The following is an 18,014-nucleotide window of genomic DNA, read 5'->3' on the forward strand; positions in this document are numbered from 1 at the left end:
CGGCCACACGGCGTCGTCGGCACGAAGGGTAGTGGCGCAATTGGTAGCGCAGCGGTCTCCAAAACCGCAGGTTGCAGGTTCGAGTCCTGTCTACCCTGCAAGCGTGATCCCCCGTGGTTTCCAGACTGTCGGGCCGCGCGCAGCGGGGTCCACCGCGGTGGCCCCCGGAACGCCATGAGTCAGTGCGTCCGTCGCCGACAGGCGGCACGGGGCACACGTCGCGAAACGGGGTTGGGCACAGTGAGCGAACCCGCCGGGGCTGTCGAGGCCACGACGGCGCACGGGGACAAGGGCCGCAAGGGTCTCTTCGCCCGCATCGCGCTGTTCGTGCGTCAGGTGATCGCCGAGCTCAAGAAGGTCGTCTCCCCGACCCGCTCCGAGCTGCTGACCTACACGGCCGTCGTGCTCGTGTTCGTCGTGGTGGTCATGATCTTCGTGTCGGCGCTGGACTACCTCATCGGTCTGGGCGTCTTCGCCCTGTTCGGCTGACTGCCGCACCGCCGTCCCACCCCGCATCACCCCAATCGAGTAGTCGGAAAGCAGGTTCGTTCGTGTCCCAGGAGCCTCTGGACCAGACGGAGAACGTCGACGCCCCCGAGTCTGTCGACGCCGCCGCGCCCGTCGAGGGCGACGAGGCACCCTTCGACGTGCCCGCGGACGCGGCCGACGGCGAGGTCGAGGAGACCGCGCCCGCCGAGGACGCCGAGGACGGCGCTGCCGAGGACGAGGTCGTCGAGGACCCGGCCGAGGAGTTCAAGCGCACCCTGCGGACGCAGCTCGGTGACTGGTACGTCATCCACTCGTACGCCGGCTACGAGAACCGTGTGAAGGCCAACCTGGAGAACCGCATCCAGAGCCTGAACATGGAGGACTACATCTTCCAGATCGAGGTCCCCATGGAGGAGGTGACCGAGATCAAGAACGCGCAGAAGAAGACCGTCCGTCGCGTCCGTATCCCCGGTTACGTCCTCGTGCGCATGGACCTCACGGACGAGTCGTGGGGCGCCGTGCGCCACACGCCGGGCGTCACGGGCTTCGTCGGTCACACGCACCAGCCGGTGCCGCTGACGCTCGACGAGGTCTACTCGATGCTCGCGCCCACGATGGTGCCGGCGGCCGAGCCGGGCAAGCCCGCGGCTGCCGCGTCGGCGACGCGGTCGAAGGCCCCCGTGGTCGTGGACTTCGAGGTCGGCGAGTCGGTCACCGTCACGGACGGCCCGTTCGACACGCTGCCCGCCACGATCTCCGAGATCAACGTCGAGGCCCAGAAGCTCAAGGTCCTCGTCTCCATCTTCGGCCGGGAGACCCCGGTCGAGCTGTCGTTCAACCAGGTCGCCAAGATCTGACCGGTGCGCGGGCGGCAGCCCGCGTGACCGCGGCGGCCACGGCCGCCGGCGGCAGCATGCAACCGGGTCATCGCCCACGGCGTCGGCCCACGAAACAGAAAGCCAGGAATCACCATGCCTCCCAAGAAGAAGGTCGTGGGGCTGATCAAGCTCCAGATCAACGCCGGCGCCGCCACCCCGGCCCCGCCGATCGGCCCCGCGCTCGGTCAGCACGGCGTCAACATCATGGAGTTCTGCAAGGCCTACAACGCGGCCACCGAGTCGCAGCGCGGCAACGTGATCCCGGTCGAGATCACGGTGTACGAGGACCGCTCGTTCACCTTCATCACGAAGACGCCGCCGGCCGCGGAGCTCATCAAGAAGGCCGCGGGCCTCCAGAAGGGCTCGGCCACGCCGCACACCGTCAAGGTCGGCTCGCTCACCGCGGACCAGGTCCGCGAGATCGCCCAGACCAAGATGGACGACCTCAACGCGAACGACATCGACGCCGCGATGAAGATCGTCGCCGGCACCGCGCGTTCGATGGGCATCACCACCGAGCTCTGACGGAGCGCCGGTGGAGGCGGGGCGCGCACAGCGGGCTCTGCCTGATCCCGGGGTGCTCTGCTCGGTAGCGAGCAGAGCACCCCGGTCCAGCACAAGACAGTGGCAGGGCCGCACGGCCCGCTACGACCACGAAGGAGAAGCCGTCATGGCGAAGCACAGCAAGGCCTACCGCGCCGCGGCCGAGAAGATCGACCGCGACGCCCTCTACGCCCCGCTCGACGCGGTGCGCCTGGCCAAGGAGACGTCCACCACCAAGTACGACTCGACCGTCGAGGTCGCGTTCCGCCTCGGTGTGGACCCGCGCAAGGCGGACCAGATGGTCCGCGGCACCGTCAACCTGCCGCACGGCACCGGCAAGACCGCCAAGGTCCTGGTGTTCGCCAACGCGGCGAAGGCCGAGGAGGCCCGTGCGGCCGGTGCCGACATCGTCGGTGGCGACGAGCTCATCGAGCAGGTCGCCGGTGGCTTCACGGACTTCGACGCCGCCGTCGCGACGCCGGACCTGATGGGCAAGGTCGGCCGCCTGGGCAAGGTGCTCGGCCCCCGCGGCCTCATGCCGAACCCGAAGACCGGCACGGTCACCATGGACGTGGCCAAGGCTGTGTCCGACATCAAGGGCGGCAAGATCGAGTTCCGTGTCGACAAGCACGCGAACCTGCACTTCATCATCGGCAAGGTCTCGTTCGACGAGAAGCAGCTGGTGGAGAACTACGCCGCGGCGCTGGAGGAGATCCTCCGTCTGAAGCCGTCGTCGTCGAAGGGTCGCTACCTGATCAAGGCGACGATCTCGACCACGATGGGCCCGGGTGTCCCGGTCGACCCGTCGAAGGTCAGCAAGCTCCTCGAGGAGAGCGCGGCCTGAGGCCACGCTCCACCGAGCCGGAGGGCCCGGTGCCTCGCTGCCGCGACGCGGCGCGGGCGCCGGGTCCTTCGTCGTCCGCCCGCCGGCGGGGGAGCGGGTTCTCTCCCGGCCGGCGGTGTGACGCGCGTCCCCTCGGCCTGGGTACCAGGCACGGGTACGGGTCGTGTAGTCTTCTCAGGTAACCCAAGACCGCCGGTCGTCGGACGCTGCCCTCCTGAGGGCGGCCGAAGACCGAAGTCCCGCCCACGTGCGGAGGCCTGCGCAGGTGATCACGACGACGTCCCGCAGCCTGGCTGCGTGAACCGAGCCCCGTGCGCCTGCGCCGGGGCTCTTCTCGTTCCGGGGCTTCGCCATCAGGGAGCCGGTGGTACCACCACCGGAAGGATTGCCATGGCGAGGCCGGACAAGGCAGCCGCCGTCGCGGAGGTCGCGGACAAGTTCCGTGAGTCGAACGCGGCCGTGCTGACCGAGTACCGCGGGCTCACCGTCAAGCAGCTCAAGGAGCTGCGTCGGTCGCTCGGCGGCAACGCAACCTACGCCGTGGTGAAGAACACGCTGACGCAGATCGCGGCCAAGGAGGCCGGTGTCGAGGGTCTCGACGCCGACCTGAAGGGCCCGTCTGCGATCGCCTTCGTGACCGGCGACCCGGTCGAGGCCGCGAAGGGCCTGCGTGACTTCGCCAAGGCGAACCCTGCTCTGGTCATCAAGGGCGGTGTCCTCGACGGGCGCGCCCTGACCGCTGCAGAGGTCACCAAGCTCGCGGACCTCGAGTCCCGCGAGGTCCTGCTGGCCAAGGCGGCCGGCGCGATGAAGGCCAAGCTCTTCCAGGCTGCCTACGTCTTCACCGCGAACACCGCCCAGGCTGCTCGCGTCATCGATGCCCTGCGTCAGAAGCAGGAGTCGGAGGGCGCTGCCGCCTGAGCCCTCGGGCCAGGCGCGGCGCAAGCACAACACCCCCATCGCTTCTGACGGGCATCAGTCAACGCCCAGAAGCTTGATCTGAAAGGAACGCCATCATGGCGAAGCTCAGCACCGAGGAGCTCATCGAGCAGTTCAAGGGTCTGACCCTCATCGAGCTGTCGGAGTTCGTCAAGGCCTTCGAGGAGACCTTCGAGGTCACCGCCGCTGCCCCGGTCGCCGCCGTGGCCGCTGCCCCCGCCGCCGGTGGTGCCGGTGACGGCGCCGCTGCGGAGGAGGAGAAGGACGAGTTCGACGTCATCCTCGCCGCCGCCGGTGACAAGAAGATCCAGGTCATCAAGGAGGTGCGCGCCCTCACGTCCCTCGGCCTGAAGGAGGCCAAGGACCTCGTGGACGGCGCCCCGAAGCCGGTCCTGGAGAACGTCAACAAGGAGACCGCGGAGAAGGCCAAGGCTGCCCTCGAGGGCGCCGGCGCCACCGTCGAGCTCAAGTGACGTCCGCGGCCTGAGCCGCGATCCTCACTGACGAGGCCCGTACCCACCGCGTGGGTACGGGCCTCGTCGTCTCGTCCCGTGGCTGGTGCCTGCGACGCCGGCCACGGGCCCGTGACGTCGTGGTTCGACGTCATGCCCGCCGAAGGCGTAGGATCTTCGGCACCGCTGTTCTTGGGCGGCATATGGCGGCCACCGAGACAACGCCTCGCACCACCCGGTCTACGAGTTCACCCTCGTGCCGACAAGACCGGCCTGGCTTGGCGTCCTTCGGCGCGCCCTCGCGCAGTGGACAACCTTGTTCGGGCCGGGTATGCTAGCGCTTTGCGCTCGCGTGTGCCCACGACGCCCTCATCGAACCCCGCCGGCAGCGGCCCCGTCTCTTCGGAGACCCGGACGACGGCCAGGCGCTCGGACGGCGACCTGCACAGGCACACGAAGCGTACAGCGTGCCATCGAACTGCAGGGAAGGACCCCTCTTGGCTGCCTCGCGCACCCCTTCTGCTCCGTCCGCCGACGCTATCGCGAACCGCACCGCCTCCCGCCGCGTCTCCTTCGCCAAGATCTACGAGCCGCTCGAGGTCCCCGACCTCCTCGGCCTGCAGACCGAGAGCTTCGACTGGCTCCTGGGGAACGAGGCCTGGCAGGCCCGCGTCGCGGCCGCCGCCGGCGCCGTCCCCTCCACGTCGGGCCTGGAGGAGATCTTCGAGGAGATCTCCCCGATCGAGGACTTCGGCCAGTCGATGTCCCTCTCCTTCTCCAACCACCGCTTCGAGCCGCCGAAGTACACGGCGGAGGAGTGCAAGGAGAAGGACTTCACCTACGCGGCCCCGCTGTTCGTGACCGCCGAGTTCGTCAACTACACGACCGGTGAGATCAAGTCGCAGACGGTCTTCATGGGCGACTTCCCGCTCATGACCCCGCGCGGCACGTTCATCATCAACGGCACCGAGCGTGTCGTGGTCTCCCAGCTCGTCCGCTCGCCCGGCGTGTACTTCGAGCGCACGCCCGACAAGACGTCGGACAAGGACGTCTTCTCGGCGAAGATCATCCCGTCGCGCGGCGCCTGGCTGGAGTTCGAGATCGACAAGCGCGACGCCGTCGGCGTGCGCGTCGACCGCAAGCGCAAGCAGTCGGTCACCGTGCTGCTCAAGGCGCTCGGCATGACCGAGTCGGAGATCCGCGAGGAGTTCGCCCAGTTCCCGGCCGTGCTCGACACGCTGGAGAAGGACCACGTCCACACGGAGGACGAGGCCCTGGTCGACCTGTACCGCAAGATCCGCCCGGGTGAGCCGCCGACGGTCGAGGCCGGCCGCGCGCTGCTGGAGAACTTCTACTTCAACCCCAAGCGCTACGACCTGGCGAAGGTCGGCCGCTACAAGCTGAGCAAGAAGCTCGGCGTGGACGCCCCGCTGACGGACTCGACGCTGTCGCGCACCGACATCGTGGCCACCATCAAGTACCTGGCCGCGCTGCACGCCGACGTCACCACCCTCTCGGGCAGCCGCAACGGCGAGCCGGTCGAGGTGCGGGTCGAGACCGACGACATCGACCACTTCGGCAACCGCCGCATCCGCGCCGTCGGCGAGCTCATCCAGAACCAGGTGCGCACGGGCCTGTCCCGCATGGAGCGCGTGGTCCGTGAGCGCATGACGACGCAGGACGTCGAGGCGATCACGCCGCAGACGCTGATCAACATCCGCCCCGTCGTGGCGTCGATCCGCGAGTTCTTCGGCACCTCGCAGCTCTCGCAGTTCATGGACCAGAACAACCCGCTCGCGGGTCTGACCCACAAGCGCCGCCTGTCGGCGCTGGGTCCCGGCGGTCTGTCGCGCGACCGCGCCGGCATGGAGGTCCGTGACGTCCACCCGTCGCACTACGGCCGCATGTGCCCGATCGAGACCCCTGAGGGTCCGAACATCGGTCTGATCGGCTCGCTCGCCTCGTTCGGCCGCATCAACCCGTTCGGCTTCATCGAGACGCCGTACCGCAAGGTCGTCGACGGCCGCGTCACCGACGAGGTCGAGTACCTCACGGCCGACGACGAGGACCGTTACGTCATCGCGCAGGCCAACACGCCGCTGACCGCGGACGGCCGCTTCGCCGAGCCGCGCGTCCTGGTGCGCGTCAAGGGCGGCGAGACGTCCGACGTCCCGGTCAGCGACGTCGACTACATCGACGTCTCCCCGCGCCAGATGGTGTCGGTCGCGACCGCGCTCATCCCGTTCCTCGAGCACGACGACGCGAACCGCGCGCTCATGGGCGCGAACATGCAGCGCCAGGCCGTGCCGCTGGTGCGCTCGGAGATGCCGCTGGTCGGCACCGGCATGGAGCGCCGCGCGGCCGTCGACGCGGGCGACGTCATCGTGGCCACCAAGCCGGGTGTCGTGACCGAGGTCTCGGCCGACATGGTGCTCGTCGCCAACGACGACGCCACCACGTCGAGCTACCGCGTGCAGAAGTTCGTCCGCTCCAACCAGGGCACCAGCTACAACCAGCGCGTGCTCGTGGACGAGGGCCAGCGCGTCGAGGTGGGCTCGGTGCTCGCCGACGGCCCGGCCACGGACGAGGGCGAGCTCGCGCTCGGCCGCAACCTGCTCGTGGCGTTCATGTCGTGGGAGGGCCACAACTACGAGGACGCGATCATCCTGTCGCAGCGCCTCGTGGAGGACGACGTCCTGTCCTCGATCCACATCGAGGAGCACGAGGTCGACGCCCGCGACACGAAGCTCGGCCCGGAGGAGATCACGCGGGACATCCCGAACGTCTCCGAGGAGGTCCTGGCGGACCTCGACGAGCGCGGCATCATCCGCATCGGTGCCGAGGTCGGCGCCGGCGACGTGCTGGTCGGCAAGGTCACCCCGAAGGGCGAGACCGAGCTGACCCCGGAGGAGCGCCTGCTGCGCGCGATCTTCGGCGAGAAGGCCCGCGAGGTGCGTGACACGTCCCTCAAGGTGCCTCACGGCGAGTCCGGCACCGTCATCGGGGTCCGCGAGTTCAACCGCGAGGACGGCGACGAGCTGCCCGCCGGCGTGAACCAGCTGGTGCGCGTGTACATCGCCCAGCGCCGCAAGATCACCGTGGGTGACAAGCTCGCCGGCCGTCACGGCAACAAGGGCGTCATCTCGAAGATCCTGCCGCAGGAGGACATGCCGTTCCTGCCCGACGGCACCCCTGTCGACGTCGTGCTCAACCCGCTGGGCGTGCCCGGCCGCATGAACGTCGGCCAGGTGCTCGAGACGCACCTGGGCTGGGTCGCCAGCCGTGGCTGGGACGTCGAGCTGGCCGAGGACGCGAACGCGGAGTGGAAGTCGCACCTGCCCGAGGTCGCGCATCGCTCCGAGCCGGGCACCCCGGTGGCGACGCCGGTGTTCGACGGCCTGGAGGAGGTCGCCCTGCGCGGCCTGCTGTCGACGACGCTCCCGAACCGTGACGGTGACCGCATGGTCGCCGAGGACGGCAAGGCGCGCCTGTTCGACGGCCGCTCCGGCGAGCCGTTCCCCGACCCGGTGTCGGTGGGCTACATGTACATCCTCAAGCTCCACCACCTGGTCGACGACAAGATCCACGCCCGTTCGACCGGCCCGTACTCGATGATCACGCAGCAGCCGCTGGGTGGTAAGGCGCAGTTCGGCGGACAGCGCTTCGGCGAGATGGAGGTCTGGGCCCTGGAGGCGTACGGCGCCGCCTACACGCTGCAGGAGCTCCTGACCATCAAGTCCGACGACGTCCCGGGCCGCGTGAAGGTGTACGAGGCCATCGTCAAGGGCGAGAACATCCCCGACTCGGGCATCCCGGAGTCCTTCAAGGTGCTCCTCAAGGAGATGCAGTCGCTCTGCCTGAACGTGGAGGTGCTGTCGTCCGACGGCGTCTCCATCGAGATGAAGGAGTCCGACGACGAGGTGTACCGCGCCGCGGAGGAGCTCGGCATCGACCTCTCCCGCCGGCCCAACGCCGCGTCCAGCATCGACGAGATCTGACCCAGCGCGAGCTGCACAAGACATTCATCAAAGAGCTTTGAGGAAGTAGGACATCTTGCTCGACGTCAACGTCTTCGACGAGCTGCGCATCGGCCTGGCCACGGCCGACGACATCCGTGCCTGGTCGCACGGCGAGGTCAAGAAGCCCGAGACCATCAACTACCGCACCCTGAAGCCGGAGAAGGACGGGCTCTTCTGCGAGAAGATCTTCGGCCCCACCCGGGACTGGGAGTGCTACTGCGGCAAGTACAAGCGGGTGCGCTTCAAGGGCATCGTCTGCGAGCGCTGCGGTGTCGAGGTCACGCGGTCCAAGGTGCGCCGTGAGCGCATGGGCCACATCGAGCTGGCCGCCCCGGTCACGCACATCTGGTTCTTCAAGGGTGTGCCGTCCCGCCTGGGCTACCTGCTCGACCTCGCGCCCAAGGACCTGGAGAAGGTCATCTACTTCGCGGCCTACATGATCACGTGGGTCGACGAGGAGGGCCGGCACGAGGACCTGCCGCGTCTCCAGAACGAGATCGACCTGGAGAAGAAGGAGATCGCGGACCGCCGCGACAACGACATCAACGCCCGCGCCACCAAGCTCGAGCAGGACATCGCCGAGCTCGAGGCCGAGGGTGCCAAGGCGGACGCTCGCCGCAAGGTGCGCGACGCCGCGGAGCGCGAGATGGCGAACATCCGCAAGCGTGCGGACGCCGAGATCGAGCGCCTCGAGAACGTGTGGGACCGCTTCAAGAACCTCAAGGTCGCCGACCTCGAGGGTGACGAGATGCTGTACCGCTCGCTCCAGGACCGCTACGGCACCTACTTCGAGGGCTCGATGGGCGCCGCGGCGATCCAGAAGCGTCTCGAGAGCTTCGACCTGGAGGCCGAGGCCGAGTCGCTGCGCGAGATCATCCGCACGGGCAAGGGGCAGCGCAAGACGCGTGCGCTCAAGCGCCTCAAGGTCGTCAACGCGTTCCTGACGACGAGCAACTCGCCCACGGCGATGGTGCTCGACGCCGTCCCGGTCATCCCGCCGGACCTGCGCCCGATGGTGCAGCTCGACGGTGGCCGCTTCGCGACGTCGGACCTGAACGACCTGTACCGCCGCGTGATCAACCGCAACAACCGTCTCAAGCGCCTGCTCGACCTGGGCGCGCCCGAGATCATCGTCAACAACGAGAAGCGGATGCTCCAGGAGGCCGTGGACTCGCTGTTCGACAACGGCCGCCGTGGTCGTCCGGTCACGGGTCCGGGCAACCGCCCGCTCAAGTCGATCTCGGACATGCTCAAGGGCAAGCAGGGCCGGTTCCGCCAGAACCTGCTCGGCAAGCGTGTCGACTACTCGGGCCGTTCGGTCATCGTGGTCGGCCCGACCCTGAAGCTGCACCAGTGCGGTCTGCCCAAGCAGATGGCGCTCGAGCTGTTCAAGCCGTTCGTGATGAAGCGCCTGGTCGAGCTGAACCACGCGCAGAACATCAAGTCGGCCAAGCGCATGGTCGAGCGCACGCGCTCGGTCGTGTGGGACGTGCTCGAGGAGGTCATCACCGAGCACCCGGTGCTGCTGAACCGTGCACCCACGCTGCACCGCCTGGGCATCCAGGCCTTCGAGCCGCAGCTGGTCGAGGGCAAGGCCATCCACCTGCACCCGCTCGTGTGCGCCGCGTTCAACGCGGACTTCGACGGTGACCAGATGGCCGTGCACCTGCCGCTGTCGGCCGAGGCCCAGGCCGAGGCGCGCATCCTGATGCTGTCGAGCAACAACATCCTCAAGCCGTCGGACGGTCGTCCGGTGACCATGCCCTCGCAGGACATGATCATCGGTCTGCACCACCTGACGTCGGAGCGCCCGGGCGGCAAGGGCGAGGGCCGTGTGTTCTCGTCGCAGGCCGAGGCGATCATGGCGTTCGACCGTGGCGAGCTCGACCTGAACGCGACGATCAAGGTCCGCATGGACGACGTCGTGTTCGAGCCCGGTGAGGAGCCCGAGGGCTGGGAGCCCGGCCAGGTGCTGCTCTTCGAGACGACGCTGGGCCGCACGATCTTCAACGAGGCCCTCCCGGTCGACTACCCGTTCCAGAACCGGGTGGTGGGCAAGAAGGAGCTCTCGACGATCGTCAACGACCTCGCCGAGTCGTACCCGAAGGTGGAGGTGGCCGCGGCGCTCGACGCGCTCAAGGACGCCGGCTACCGGTGGGCGACCCGCTCGGGCGTCACGATCGCGATCTCCGACGTCGCCATGCCGGAGGTCAAGAACGAGATCCTCGACCGCAACGAGGAGCGTGCTCTCAAGGTCCAGCAGCAGTTCGACCGCGGTCTGATCACCGACGACGAGCGCCGTCAGGAGCTCATCGAGATCTGGACCCAGGCCACCGACGAGGTCGCCAAGGTCATGCGGGAGAACCTCGAGAACAACTCGCGCAACACCCTGTACCGCATGGTGTCCTCGGGTGCCCGTGGTAACTGGATGCAGGTCCGCCAGATCGCCGGTATGCGCGGCCTCGTGGCGAACCCGAAGGGTGAGATCATCCCTCGCCCGATCAAGTCCAACTACCGCGAGGGCCTGTCCGTCCTCGAGTACTTCATCGCCTCGCACGGTGCCCGCAAGGGTCTTGCCGACACGGCGCTGCGTACCGCGGACTCCGGCTACCTGACGCGTCGTCTCGTGGACGTCTCGCAGGACGTCATCATCCGCGAGGAGGACTGCGGCACCGAGCGTGGCCTCACGCTGCCGGTGGCGGAGCGGATCAACGACGTGCTGGTGCCGCACCCGCGCGTGGAGACGAGCATCTACGCCCGTACCCTCGCCACGGACGTGGCGGACGCGGACGGCAACGTCGTGGCCCACGCGGGCGACGACGCGGGTGACGCGACCATCGAGGCGCTGCTCGCCGCGGGCGTGGAGAACGTCAAGGTGCGCTCGGTGCTGACCTGCGAGTCGCGCGTCGGCACCTGCGCCAAGTGCTACGGCCGCTCTCTGGCCACGGGCAAGCTCGTGGACATCGGCGAGGCGGTCGGCATCATCGCGGCCCAGTCGATCGGTGAGCCGGGCACGCAGCTGACGATGCGTACCTTCCACACCGGTGGTGTGGCCTCGGCCGACGACATCACGCAGGGTCTGCCCCGTGTGACCGAGCTCTTCGAAGCCCGCACCCCCAAGGGTGAGGCGCCGATCGCGGAGTTCACCGGCCGTGTGGCGATCGAGGACTCGGAGCGCTCGCGCCACCTGGTCCTCACGCCGGACGACGGCTCGGAGGAGATCCGCTACCAGGTGACCAAGCGTGCGCGCCTGCTGATCGAGGACGGCCAGCACGTCCAGGTCGGCACGCAGCTGGTCCAGGGTGCGGTCGACCCGAAGAAGGTGCTGCGCATCCTCGGCCCGCGTGCCGCGCAGAAGCACCTGGTGGACGAGGTCCAGGAGACCTACCGCAGCCAGGGCGTGGACATCCACGACAAGCACATCGAGGTCATCGTGCGGCAGATGCTGCGTCGCGTGACCGTGCTCGACTCGGGTGACACGAACCTGCTGCCCGGTGAGCTCGCGGAGCGTACGCGCTTCGAGGACGCGAACCGTGGCGCCGTGGCGGAGGGTGGCCAGCCGGCCTCCGGTCGTCCGGAGCTGATGGGTATCACCAAGGCGTCGCTCGCGACCGACTCGTGGCTCTCGGCCGCCTCCTTCCAGGAGACGACCCGCGTGCTGACCGAGGCGGCCATGAGCGGTCGCCGGGACCCGCTGCTGGGCCTCAAGGAGAACGTCATCATCGGTAAGCTCATCCCCGCCGGCACGGGCCTGTCCCGCTACCGGAACATCGAGGTCGAGCCCACCGAGCAGGCCAAGGCCGAGCTCTACCCGAGCTTCGGCTACGACGAGATCGACTTCCCGACGCTCGGTATGGGCTCGGGCGAGGCGATCCCGCTGGAGGACCTGGACTTCGGCGACTTCCGCTGATCTCCGGGCTCCGGCCTGCTGCACACCGAGGCGCCTCCCGTCGACGACGGGGGGCGCCTCGGCGCGTCTGGTCCATGACGGCGCGACTCGGCGCCCCCGGAAGGGATGGCACTCGCCTGGCGGCGTCGACAGCCTCCCTGACCTGCGATGTTGGTGTGGCCCAACGAAGCGTGCCGTGCGTCTCGCGGTGCTGGCTCGCGGTGCTGGCTCTCGGTGCTGGTGCCCGGCTGGTCCCCGGTGCCGGCTCGTGGCGGCTCGCCGGCGCTCCGGCGCCGAGCCGGCACGGCAGCGGGGGAGGGGTGCGGCGCCGCTCCTCGGCGCCGGTGCGCCGGCGTCCCGCAGGGGGGCGCGGGGTCGCGACCCGGAGCTCGCACCGCGGCGCACCCCTGGCGGAGGGCTGCGCACGTCACAGGGTGCACCTTTGACCCGCCTCTGTCTGCCGGGTAGTCTTGGAGACCGTGCCCGTGCCGTCGTGCGCGCCCGTAACCGGGGTGCGAGCGATGTGAGTGCCCGGGCATCCCGCGATCCCGCCGCAGGCGTCACCGCCGCGTTCACGGATCCGGGCCATCGAGCCGGTGGTAAGTGGCGCAGCGGTCCCTCCGCGTGGACTGCGTGTCGCCTGCTGTCGGCACGCACAGCCTGATACCACCGACGGAGGCCGGCCGGCCTCCGTGAGCTCGAGAAGACGACGGAGACGTAGTGCCTACGATCCAGCAGCTCGTCCGCAAGGGCCGGACCTCGAAGGTCGGGAAGTCCAAGACTCCCGCCCTCAAGGGCTCCCCCCAGCGGCGCGGCGTGTGCACCCGTGTGTACACCACCACCCCCAAGAAGCCGAACTCCGCCCTCCGCAAGGTCGCGCGTGTGAAGCTGTCCTCCGGCATCGAGGTCACCGCCTACATCCCCGGCGTCGGCCACAACCTGCAGGAGCACTCCATCGTGCTCGTCCGCGGCGGCCGTGTGAAGGACCTCCCCGGTGTCCGCTACAAGATCGTGCGCGGCGCGCTCGACACGCAGGGCGTGAAGAACCGCAAGCAGGCGCGCAGCCGCTACGGCGCGAAGAAGGAGAAGGCCTGATGCCTCGTAAGGGTCCGGCCCCCAAGCGGCCGCTCATCGCCGACCCGGTCTACGGGTCCCCCGTCGTCACGCAGCTGATCAACAAGGTCCTGCTCGACGGCAAGAAGTCCACCGCCGAGGCCATCGTCTACGGCGCCCTCGAGGGCGTCCGTGCGAAGACGGACCAGGACCCGGTCGTCGTCCTCAAGCGCGCGCTCGAGAACGTCCGCCCGGCCCTCGAGGTCCGCTCCCGCCGTGTCGGTGGTGCCACCTACCAGGTCCCGGTCGAGGTGCGCCCGGCGCGCTCGACGACGCTCGCGCTGCGCTGGCTCACCGACTTCTCGCGCGCCCGCCGCGAGAAGACGATGACCGAGCGCCTGATGAACGAGATCCTGGACGCCTCGAACGGCCTCGGTGCCGCGGTCAAGCGTCGCGAGGACATGCACAAGATGGCCGAGTCGAACCGCGCGTTCGCTCACTACCGCTGGTAACCGATCGTCGGCCCCGGGTGACCCCCGGGGCCGTCGGCGGATCCGGAGCCGGCCGGCCGAGCGCCAGCCCGGCGCTGACGGACCTCTCCGGCCCTCCGACCACCACCACGACCAAGGGGTAACCAACCGTGGCACTTGACGTGCTGACCGACCTGAACAAGGTCCGGAACATCGGCATCATGGCGCACATCGATGCCGGCAAGACGACGACGACCGAGCGGATCCTGTTCTACACGGGCGTCAACTACAAGATCGGTGAGACGCACGACGGTGCGTCGACGATGGACTGGATGGAGCAGGAGCAGGAGCGCGGCATCACCATCACGTCCGCCGCGACGACCTGCTTCTGGAACAAGAACCAGATCAACATCATCGACACCCCCGGGCACGTGGACTTCACGGTCGAGGTGGAGCGCTCGCTGCGCGTCCTCGACGGTGCCGTCGCCGTGTTCGACGGCAAGGAGGGCGTCGAGCCCCAGTCCGAGACGGTGTGGCGCCAGGCGGACAAGTACGACGTCCCGCGCATCTGCTTCGTCAACAAGATGGACAAGCTCGGTGCGGACTTCTACTTCACCGTCGACACCATCGTGAACCGCCTCAAGGCCAAGCCGCTGGTCATCCAGTTGCCGATCGGTGCCGAGAACGACTTCGTCGGCGTCGTCGACCTGGTCACCATGAAGGCTCTGGTCTGGCCTGGCGACGCCAAGGGCGACGTCAGCATGGGCGCCAAGTACGAGACGCAGGACATCCCCGCGGATCTCGTCGAGAAGGCCGAGCAGTACCGTGCCGAGCTCATCGAGGCCGTCGCCGAGGCGGACGAGGAGCTGCTCGAGAAGTACCTGGGCGGCGAGGAGCTGACCGAGGCGGAGATCAAGGCCGGCATCCGCAAGCTGACGATCACCTCCGAGGCGTTCCCGGTCCTGTGCGGCTCGGCGTTCAAGAACCGTGGCGTGCAGCCGATGCTCGACGCGGTCATCGACTACCTGCCGTCGCCGCTGGACGTCCCCTCGGTCGAGGGCCACGACGTCAAGGACGCCGAGGTCGTCGTCGAGCGCCACGCCGACGCGTCGGAGCCGTTCTCGGCGCTGGCCTTCAAGGTCGCGACGCACCCGTTCTTCGGCAAGCTCACCTACGTCCGCGTCTACTCGGGCAAGGTGGAGCAGGGCGCCCAGGTGCTCAACTCGACCAAGGGCAAGAAGGAGCGCATCGGGAAGCTCTTCCAGATGCACTCCAACAAGGAGAACCCGGTCGACGAGGCGCAGGCCGGCCACATCTACGCCTTCATCGGTCTCAAGGACGTCACCACCGGTGACACCCTGTGCGACCAGGCGAACCCGGTCATCCTCGAGTCGATGACCTTCCCCGAGCCGGTCATCGACGTGGCCATCGAGCCCAAGACGAAGGCCGACCAGGAGAAGCTCTCGACGGCGATCCAGAAGCTCGCCGAGGAGGACCCGACCTTCCGCGTCAAGCTGGACGAGGAGACCGGCCAGACCGTCATCGGCGGCATGGGCGAGCTCCACCTCGACATCCTCGTGGACCGCATGCGTCGCGAGTTCAAGGTCGAGGCGAACGTCGGCAAGCCGCAGGTGGCCTACCGCGAGACGATCCGCCGCACCGCGGAGAAGGTCGACTACACCCACAAGAAGCAGACCGGTGGCTCGGGCCAGTTCGCGAAGGTCCAGGTGACCTTCGAGCCGCTGGACACCACCGAGGGTGAGCTCTACGAGTTCGAGAACGCCGTGACGGGTGGGCGCATCCCGCGCGAGTACATCCCGTCCGTCGACGCCGGTATCCAGGCCGCCATGCAGCAGGGTGTGCTCGCCGGCTTCCCGATGGTGGGCGTCAAGGCCACGCTCCTCGACGGTGCGTACCACGACGTCGACTCGTCGGAGATGGCGTTCAAGATCGCCGGCTCGATGGTCTTCAAGGAGGGCATCAAGCGGGCTGACCCGGTTCTTCTGGAGCCGGTCATGGCGGTCGAGGTCCGTACGCCCGAGGAGTACATGGGCGACGTGATCGGCGACCTCAACTCGCGTCGTGGCATGATCCAGTCGATGGAGGACGCGACCGGCGTCAAGGTCGTTCGCGCCCAGGTGCCGCTGAGCGAGATGTTCGGCTACATCGGTGACCTCCGGTCCAAGACCCAGGGCCGCGCGGTGTACTCGATGCAGTTCGACAGCTACGCCGAGGTTCCTCGGAACGTTGCCGAGGAGATCATCAAGAAGACCCGGGGCGAGTGAGTCCCCACAGGTCGACCAGCACGACCATCAACCTGTAGGAAACCGCAACGCCCCGCGGGATGTAGGCTTCTTGGCCGAGTCTCGCAACGTTCGGGAACATCTACCCAAGTCCCAGGAGGACCCCAGTGGCTAAGGCCAAGTTCGAGCGGACCAAGCCGCACGTCAACATCGGTACGATCGGTCACGTCGACCACGGCAAGACGACGCTGACCGCCGCGATCTCCAAGGTGCTCGCGGACACGTACCCCGACCTGCCGGCGAACGTCCAGCGCAACTTCGACGAGATCGACGCCGCGCCGGAGGAGAAGCAGCGCGGTATCACGATCAACATCGCGCACATCGAGTACGAGACGCCCGCGCGCCACTACGCGCACGTCGACGCTCCGGGTCACGCCGACTACATCAAGAACATGATCACGGGTGCGGCGCAGATGGACGGCGCCATCCTCGTGGTCGCGGCCACCGACGGCCCGATGGCCCAGACGCGCGAGCACGTCCTGCTCGCCCGCCAGGTCGGCGTGCCCTACCTGCTCGTCGCGCTCAACAAGTCCGACATGGTCGACGACGAGGAGATCCTCGAGCTCGTCGAGATGGAGGTCCGCGAGCTGCTGTCGTCGCAGGGCTTCGACGGCGACGACGCTCCGGTCGTGCGCGTCTCGGGCCTCAAGGCGCTCGAGGGCGACGCCGAGTGGACCGCCAAGGTCCTGGAGCTCATGGAGGCCGTGGACGCCAACGTCCCCGAGCCGCAGCGTGACCTCGACAAGCCGTTCCTCATGCCGATCGAGGACGTCTTCACGATCACCGGTCGTGGCACCGTCGTCACCGGCAAGGTGGAGCGCGGCACCCTGGACCTCAACTCCGAGGTCGAGATCGTCGGCATCCGCTCCCCGCAGAAGACGACCGTCACGGGCATCGAGACGTTCCACAAGCAGATGGACCAGGCTCAGGCTGGTGACAACACCGGTCTGCTCCTGCGCGGCATCAAGCGCGAGGACGTCGAGCGTGGCCAGGTCGTCGTGAAGCCGGGTTCGATCACCCCGCACACGGACTTCGAGGCTCAGGTCTACATCCTGGGCAAGGACGAGGGCGGCCGTCACAACCCGTTCTACTCGAACTACCGTCCGCAGTTCTACTTCCGTACCACGGACGTCACCGGCGTCATCACGCTGCCCGAGGGCACCGAGATGGTCATGCCCGGCGACAACACCGAGATGACGGTCGCGCTGATCCAGCCGATCGCCATGGAGGAGGGCCTCGGCTTCGCCATCCGTGAGGGTGGCCGCACGGTCGGTTCCGGCCGTGTCACCAAGATCATCAAGTGATCGTCGCTTGATCGATCTGGTGCGCTGAGCGCCCGCCGATCCTGATCGGCCGACCGAGGCCCGGGTCCCCGCGAGGGGGTCCGGGCCTCGGTGCGTGAGGGACTGGGTGCAGCGTCACAACGCCCTCGGGTTGGAGTTCGCCAACGCGTGTGGCAGACTTGTCGGGTTGCCTGTCACGGGCGCGTTCTTTCTCGTGTCGAACAGTGTGTTGCACCGCAGCCGCGCGGAGCCCTTCGAGGGCCCGGTCAGCCGGCTGGAGCGGGTCCCCCTGCAGTGAGCAGGGGTTCGTGGGTTGCCGTCTGTTCGTACGTTGAGCGCCCCGCACGACCCCAGCTCCCGGTGGGACACACGTCCTTGTGGGAAAGGGTTCGACAGGCTCGACACACGTCGTGGTCCACCTCGCGGTGGATCACTCACCAAACGGCCTTCGTGGCCCGGTGCGCGTCGGATATGCGACACGCCCGAGCGCGGGGGTCGGACAGTAGCGGTTCGAGAGAGAGAGTCAGACGACGCCATGGCGGGACAGAAGATCCGCATCCGGCTCAAGTCCTATGACCACGAGGTCATCGACAGCTCGGCGCGCAAGATCGTCGACACGGTGACGCGCGCTGGTGCGACTGTTGTGGGCCCGGTGCCGCTCCCGACGGAGAAGAACGTCTTCGTCGTGATCCGGTCGCCTCACAAGTACAAGGACAGCCGCGAGCACTTCGAGATGCGCACGCACAAGCGGCTCATCGACATCATCGACCCCACGCCCAAGGCTGTCGACTCGCTCATGCGTATCGACCTGCCCGCGGACGTGAACATCGAGATCAAGCTCTGAGGCGGGTG

13 protein-coding genes and 1 tRNA gene are annotated in these 18,014 nt (G+C 68.2%); all 14 read left to right on the plus strand.

The genetic code is table 11. From position 1 onward, the window contains the following. The first annotated feature begins 25 nt into the window (after nucleotides 1–25). Nucleotides 26–98 (plus strand) — tRNA-Trp (locus DNL40_RS00095). Nucleotides 99–240: 142 nt separating this feature from the next. After that, nucleotides 241–489 (plus strand): preprotein translocase subunit SecE, encoded by a 249-nt coding sequence (secE, locus tag DNL40_RS00100; RefSeq protein WP_245885544.1) that lies wholly within the window; start codon nucleotides 241–243, stop codon nucleotides 487–489. Nucleotides 490–551: 62 nt separating this feature from the next. Beyond that, nucleotides 552–1,346 carry a transcription termination/antitermination protein NusG gene (nusG, locus tag DNL40_RS00105; protein ID WP_111249221.1) on the plus strand — a complete coding sequence of 265 codons (795 nt, stop codon included), beginning with the start codon at nucleotides 552–554 and terminating at the stop codon, nucleotides 1,344–1,346. A gap of 114 nt (nucleotides 1,347–1,460) precedes the next feature. Then, the gene (rplK, locus tag DNL40_RS00110) at nucleotides 1,461–1,892 is read left to right on the plus strand and encodes a 50S ribosomal protein L11 (protein WP_111249222.1); all 432 of its coding nucleotides are present in this window, start codon (nucleotides 1,461–1,463) and stop codon (nucleotides 1,890–1,892) included. 145 nt (nucleotides 1,893–2,037) lie between these two features. Continuing rightward, nucleotides 2,038–2,754 carry a 50S ribosomal protein L1 gene (gene rplA / locus DNL40_RS00115; RefSeq protein ID WP_111249223.1) on the plus strand — a complete coding sequence of 239 codons (717 nt, stop codon included), beginning with the start codon at nucleotides 2,038–2,040 and terminating at the stop codon, nucleotides 2,752–2,754. A gap of 390 nt (nucleotides 2,755–3,144) precedes the next feature. Beyond that, on the plus strand, nucleotides 3,145–3,675 hold the full coding sequence (gene rplJ / locus DNL40_RS00120; RefSeq protein WP_111249224.1) for a 50S ribosomal protein L10: 531 nt from the start codon (nucleotides 3,145–3,147) through the stop codon (nucleotides 3,673–3,675). A gap of 95 nt (nucleotides 3,676–3,770) precedes the next feature. After that, nucleotides 3,771–4,166 carry a 50S ribosomal protein L7/L12 gene (rplL, locus tag DNL40_RS00125; protein ID WP_111249225.1) on the plus strand — a complete coding sequence of 132 codons (396 nt, stop codon included), beginning with the start codon at nucleotides 3,771–3,773 and terminating at the stop codon, nucleotides 4,164–4,166. A gap of 476 nt (nucleotides 4,167–4,642) precedes the next feature. Beyond that, nucleotides 4,643–8,143 (plus strand): DNA-directed RNA polymerase subunit beta, encoded by a 3,501-nt coding sequence (gene rpoB, locus DNL40_RS00130; protein WP_111249226.1) that lies wholly within the window; start codon nucleotides 4,643–4,645, stop codon nucleotides 8,141–8,143. A gap of 55 nt (nucleotides 8,144–8,198) precedes the next feature. Then, on the plus strand, nucleotides 8,199–12,074 hold the full coding sequence (locus DNL40_RS00135; RefSeq protein WP_111249227.1) for a DNA-directed RNA polymerase subunit beta': 3,876 nt from the start codon (nucleotides 8,199–8,201) through the stop codon (nucleotides 12,072–12,074). A gap of 699 nt (nucleotides 12,075–12,773) precedes the next feature. Further along, on the plus strand, nucleotides 12,774–13,148 hold the full coding sequence (gene rpsL, locus DNL40_RS00140) for a 30S ribosomal protein S12 (RefSeq protein WP_111249228.1): 375 nt from the start codon (nucleotides 12,774–12,776) through the stop codon (nucleotides 13,146–13,148). Next, on the plus strand, nucleotides 13,148–13,618 hold the full coding sequence (rpsG, locus tag DNL40_RS00145; RefSeq protein ID WP_111249229.1) for a 30S ribosomal protein S7: 471 nt from the start codon (nucleotides 13,148–13,150) through the stop codon (nucleotides 13,616–13,618). The genes rpsL and rpsG overlap by 1 nt, the downstream gene beginning before the upstream one ends. Before the next feature lie 128 nt (nucleotides 13,619–13,746). Further along, nucleotides 13,747–15,861, plus strand: coding sequence for an elongation factor G (gene fusA / locus DNL40_RS00150; RefSeq protein ID WP_111249230.1), 2,115 nt, complete (start codon nucleotides 13,747–13,749; stop codon nucleotides 15,859–15,861). Nucleotides 15,862–15,986: 125 nt separating this feature from the next. Further along, a complete protein-coding gene (gene tuf, locus DNL40_RS00155) occupies nucleotides 15,987–17,183 on the plus strand; it encodes an elongation factor Tu (protein ID WP_111249231.1) in 1,197 nt (398 codons plus the stop codon). A 514-nt stretch (nucleotides 17,184–17,697) separates the two neighbouring features. Continuing rightward, a complete protein-coding gene (gene rpsJ / locus DNL40_RS00165) occupies nucleotides 17,698–18,006 on the plus strand; it encodes a 30S ribosomal protein S10 (protein WP_012877409.1) in 309 nt (102 codons plus the stop codon). Nucleotides 18,007–18,014 lie beyond the last annotated feature (8 nt).

Origin of the sequence: Xylanimonas oleitrophica (assembly GCF_003244315.1) — a bacterium.
GTDB classification, from domain to species: domain Bacteria; phylum Actinomycetota; class Actinomycetes; order Actinomycetales; family Cellulomonadaceae; genus Xylanimonas_A; species Xylanimonas_A oleitrophica.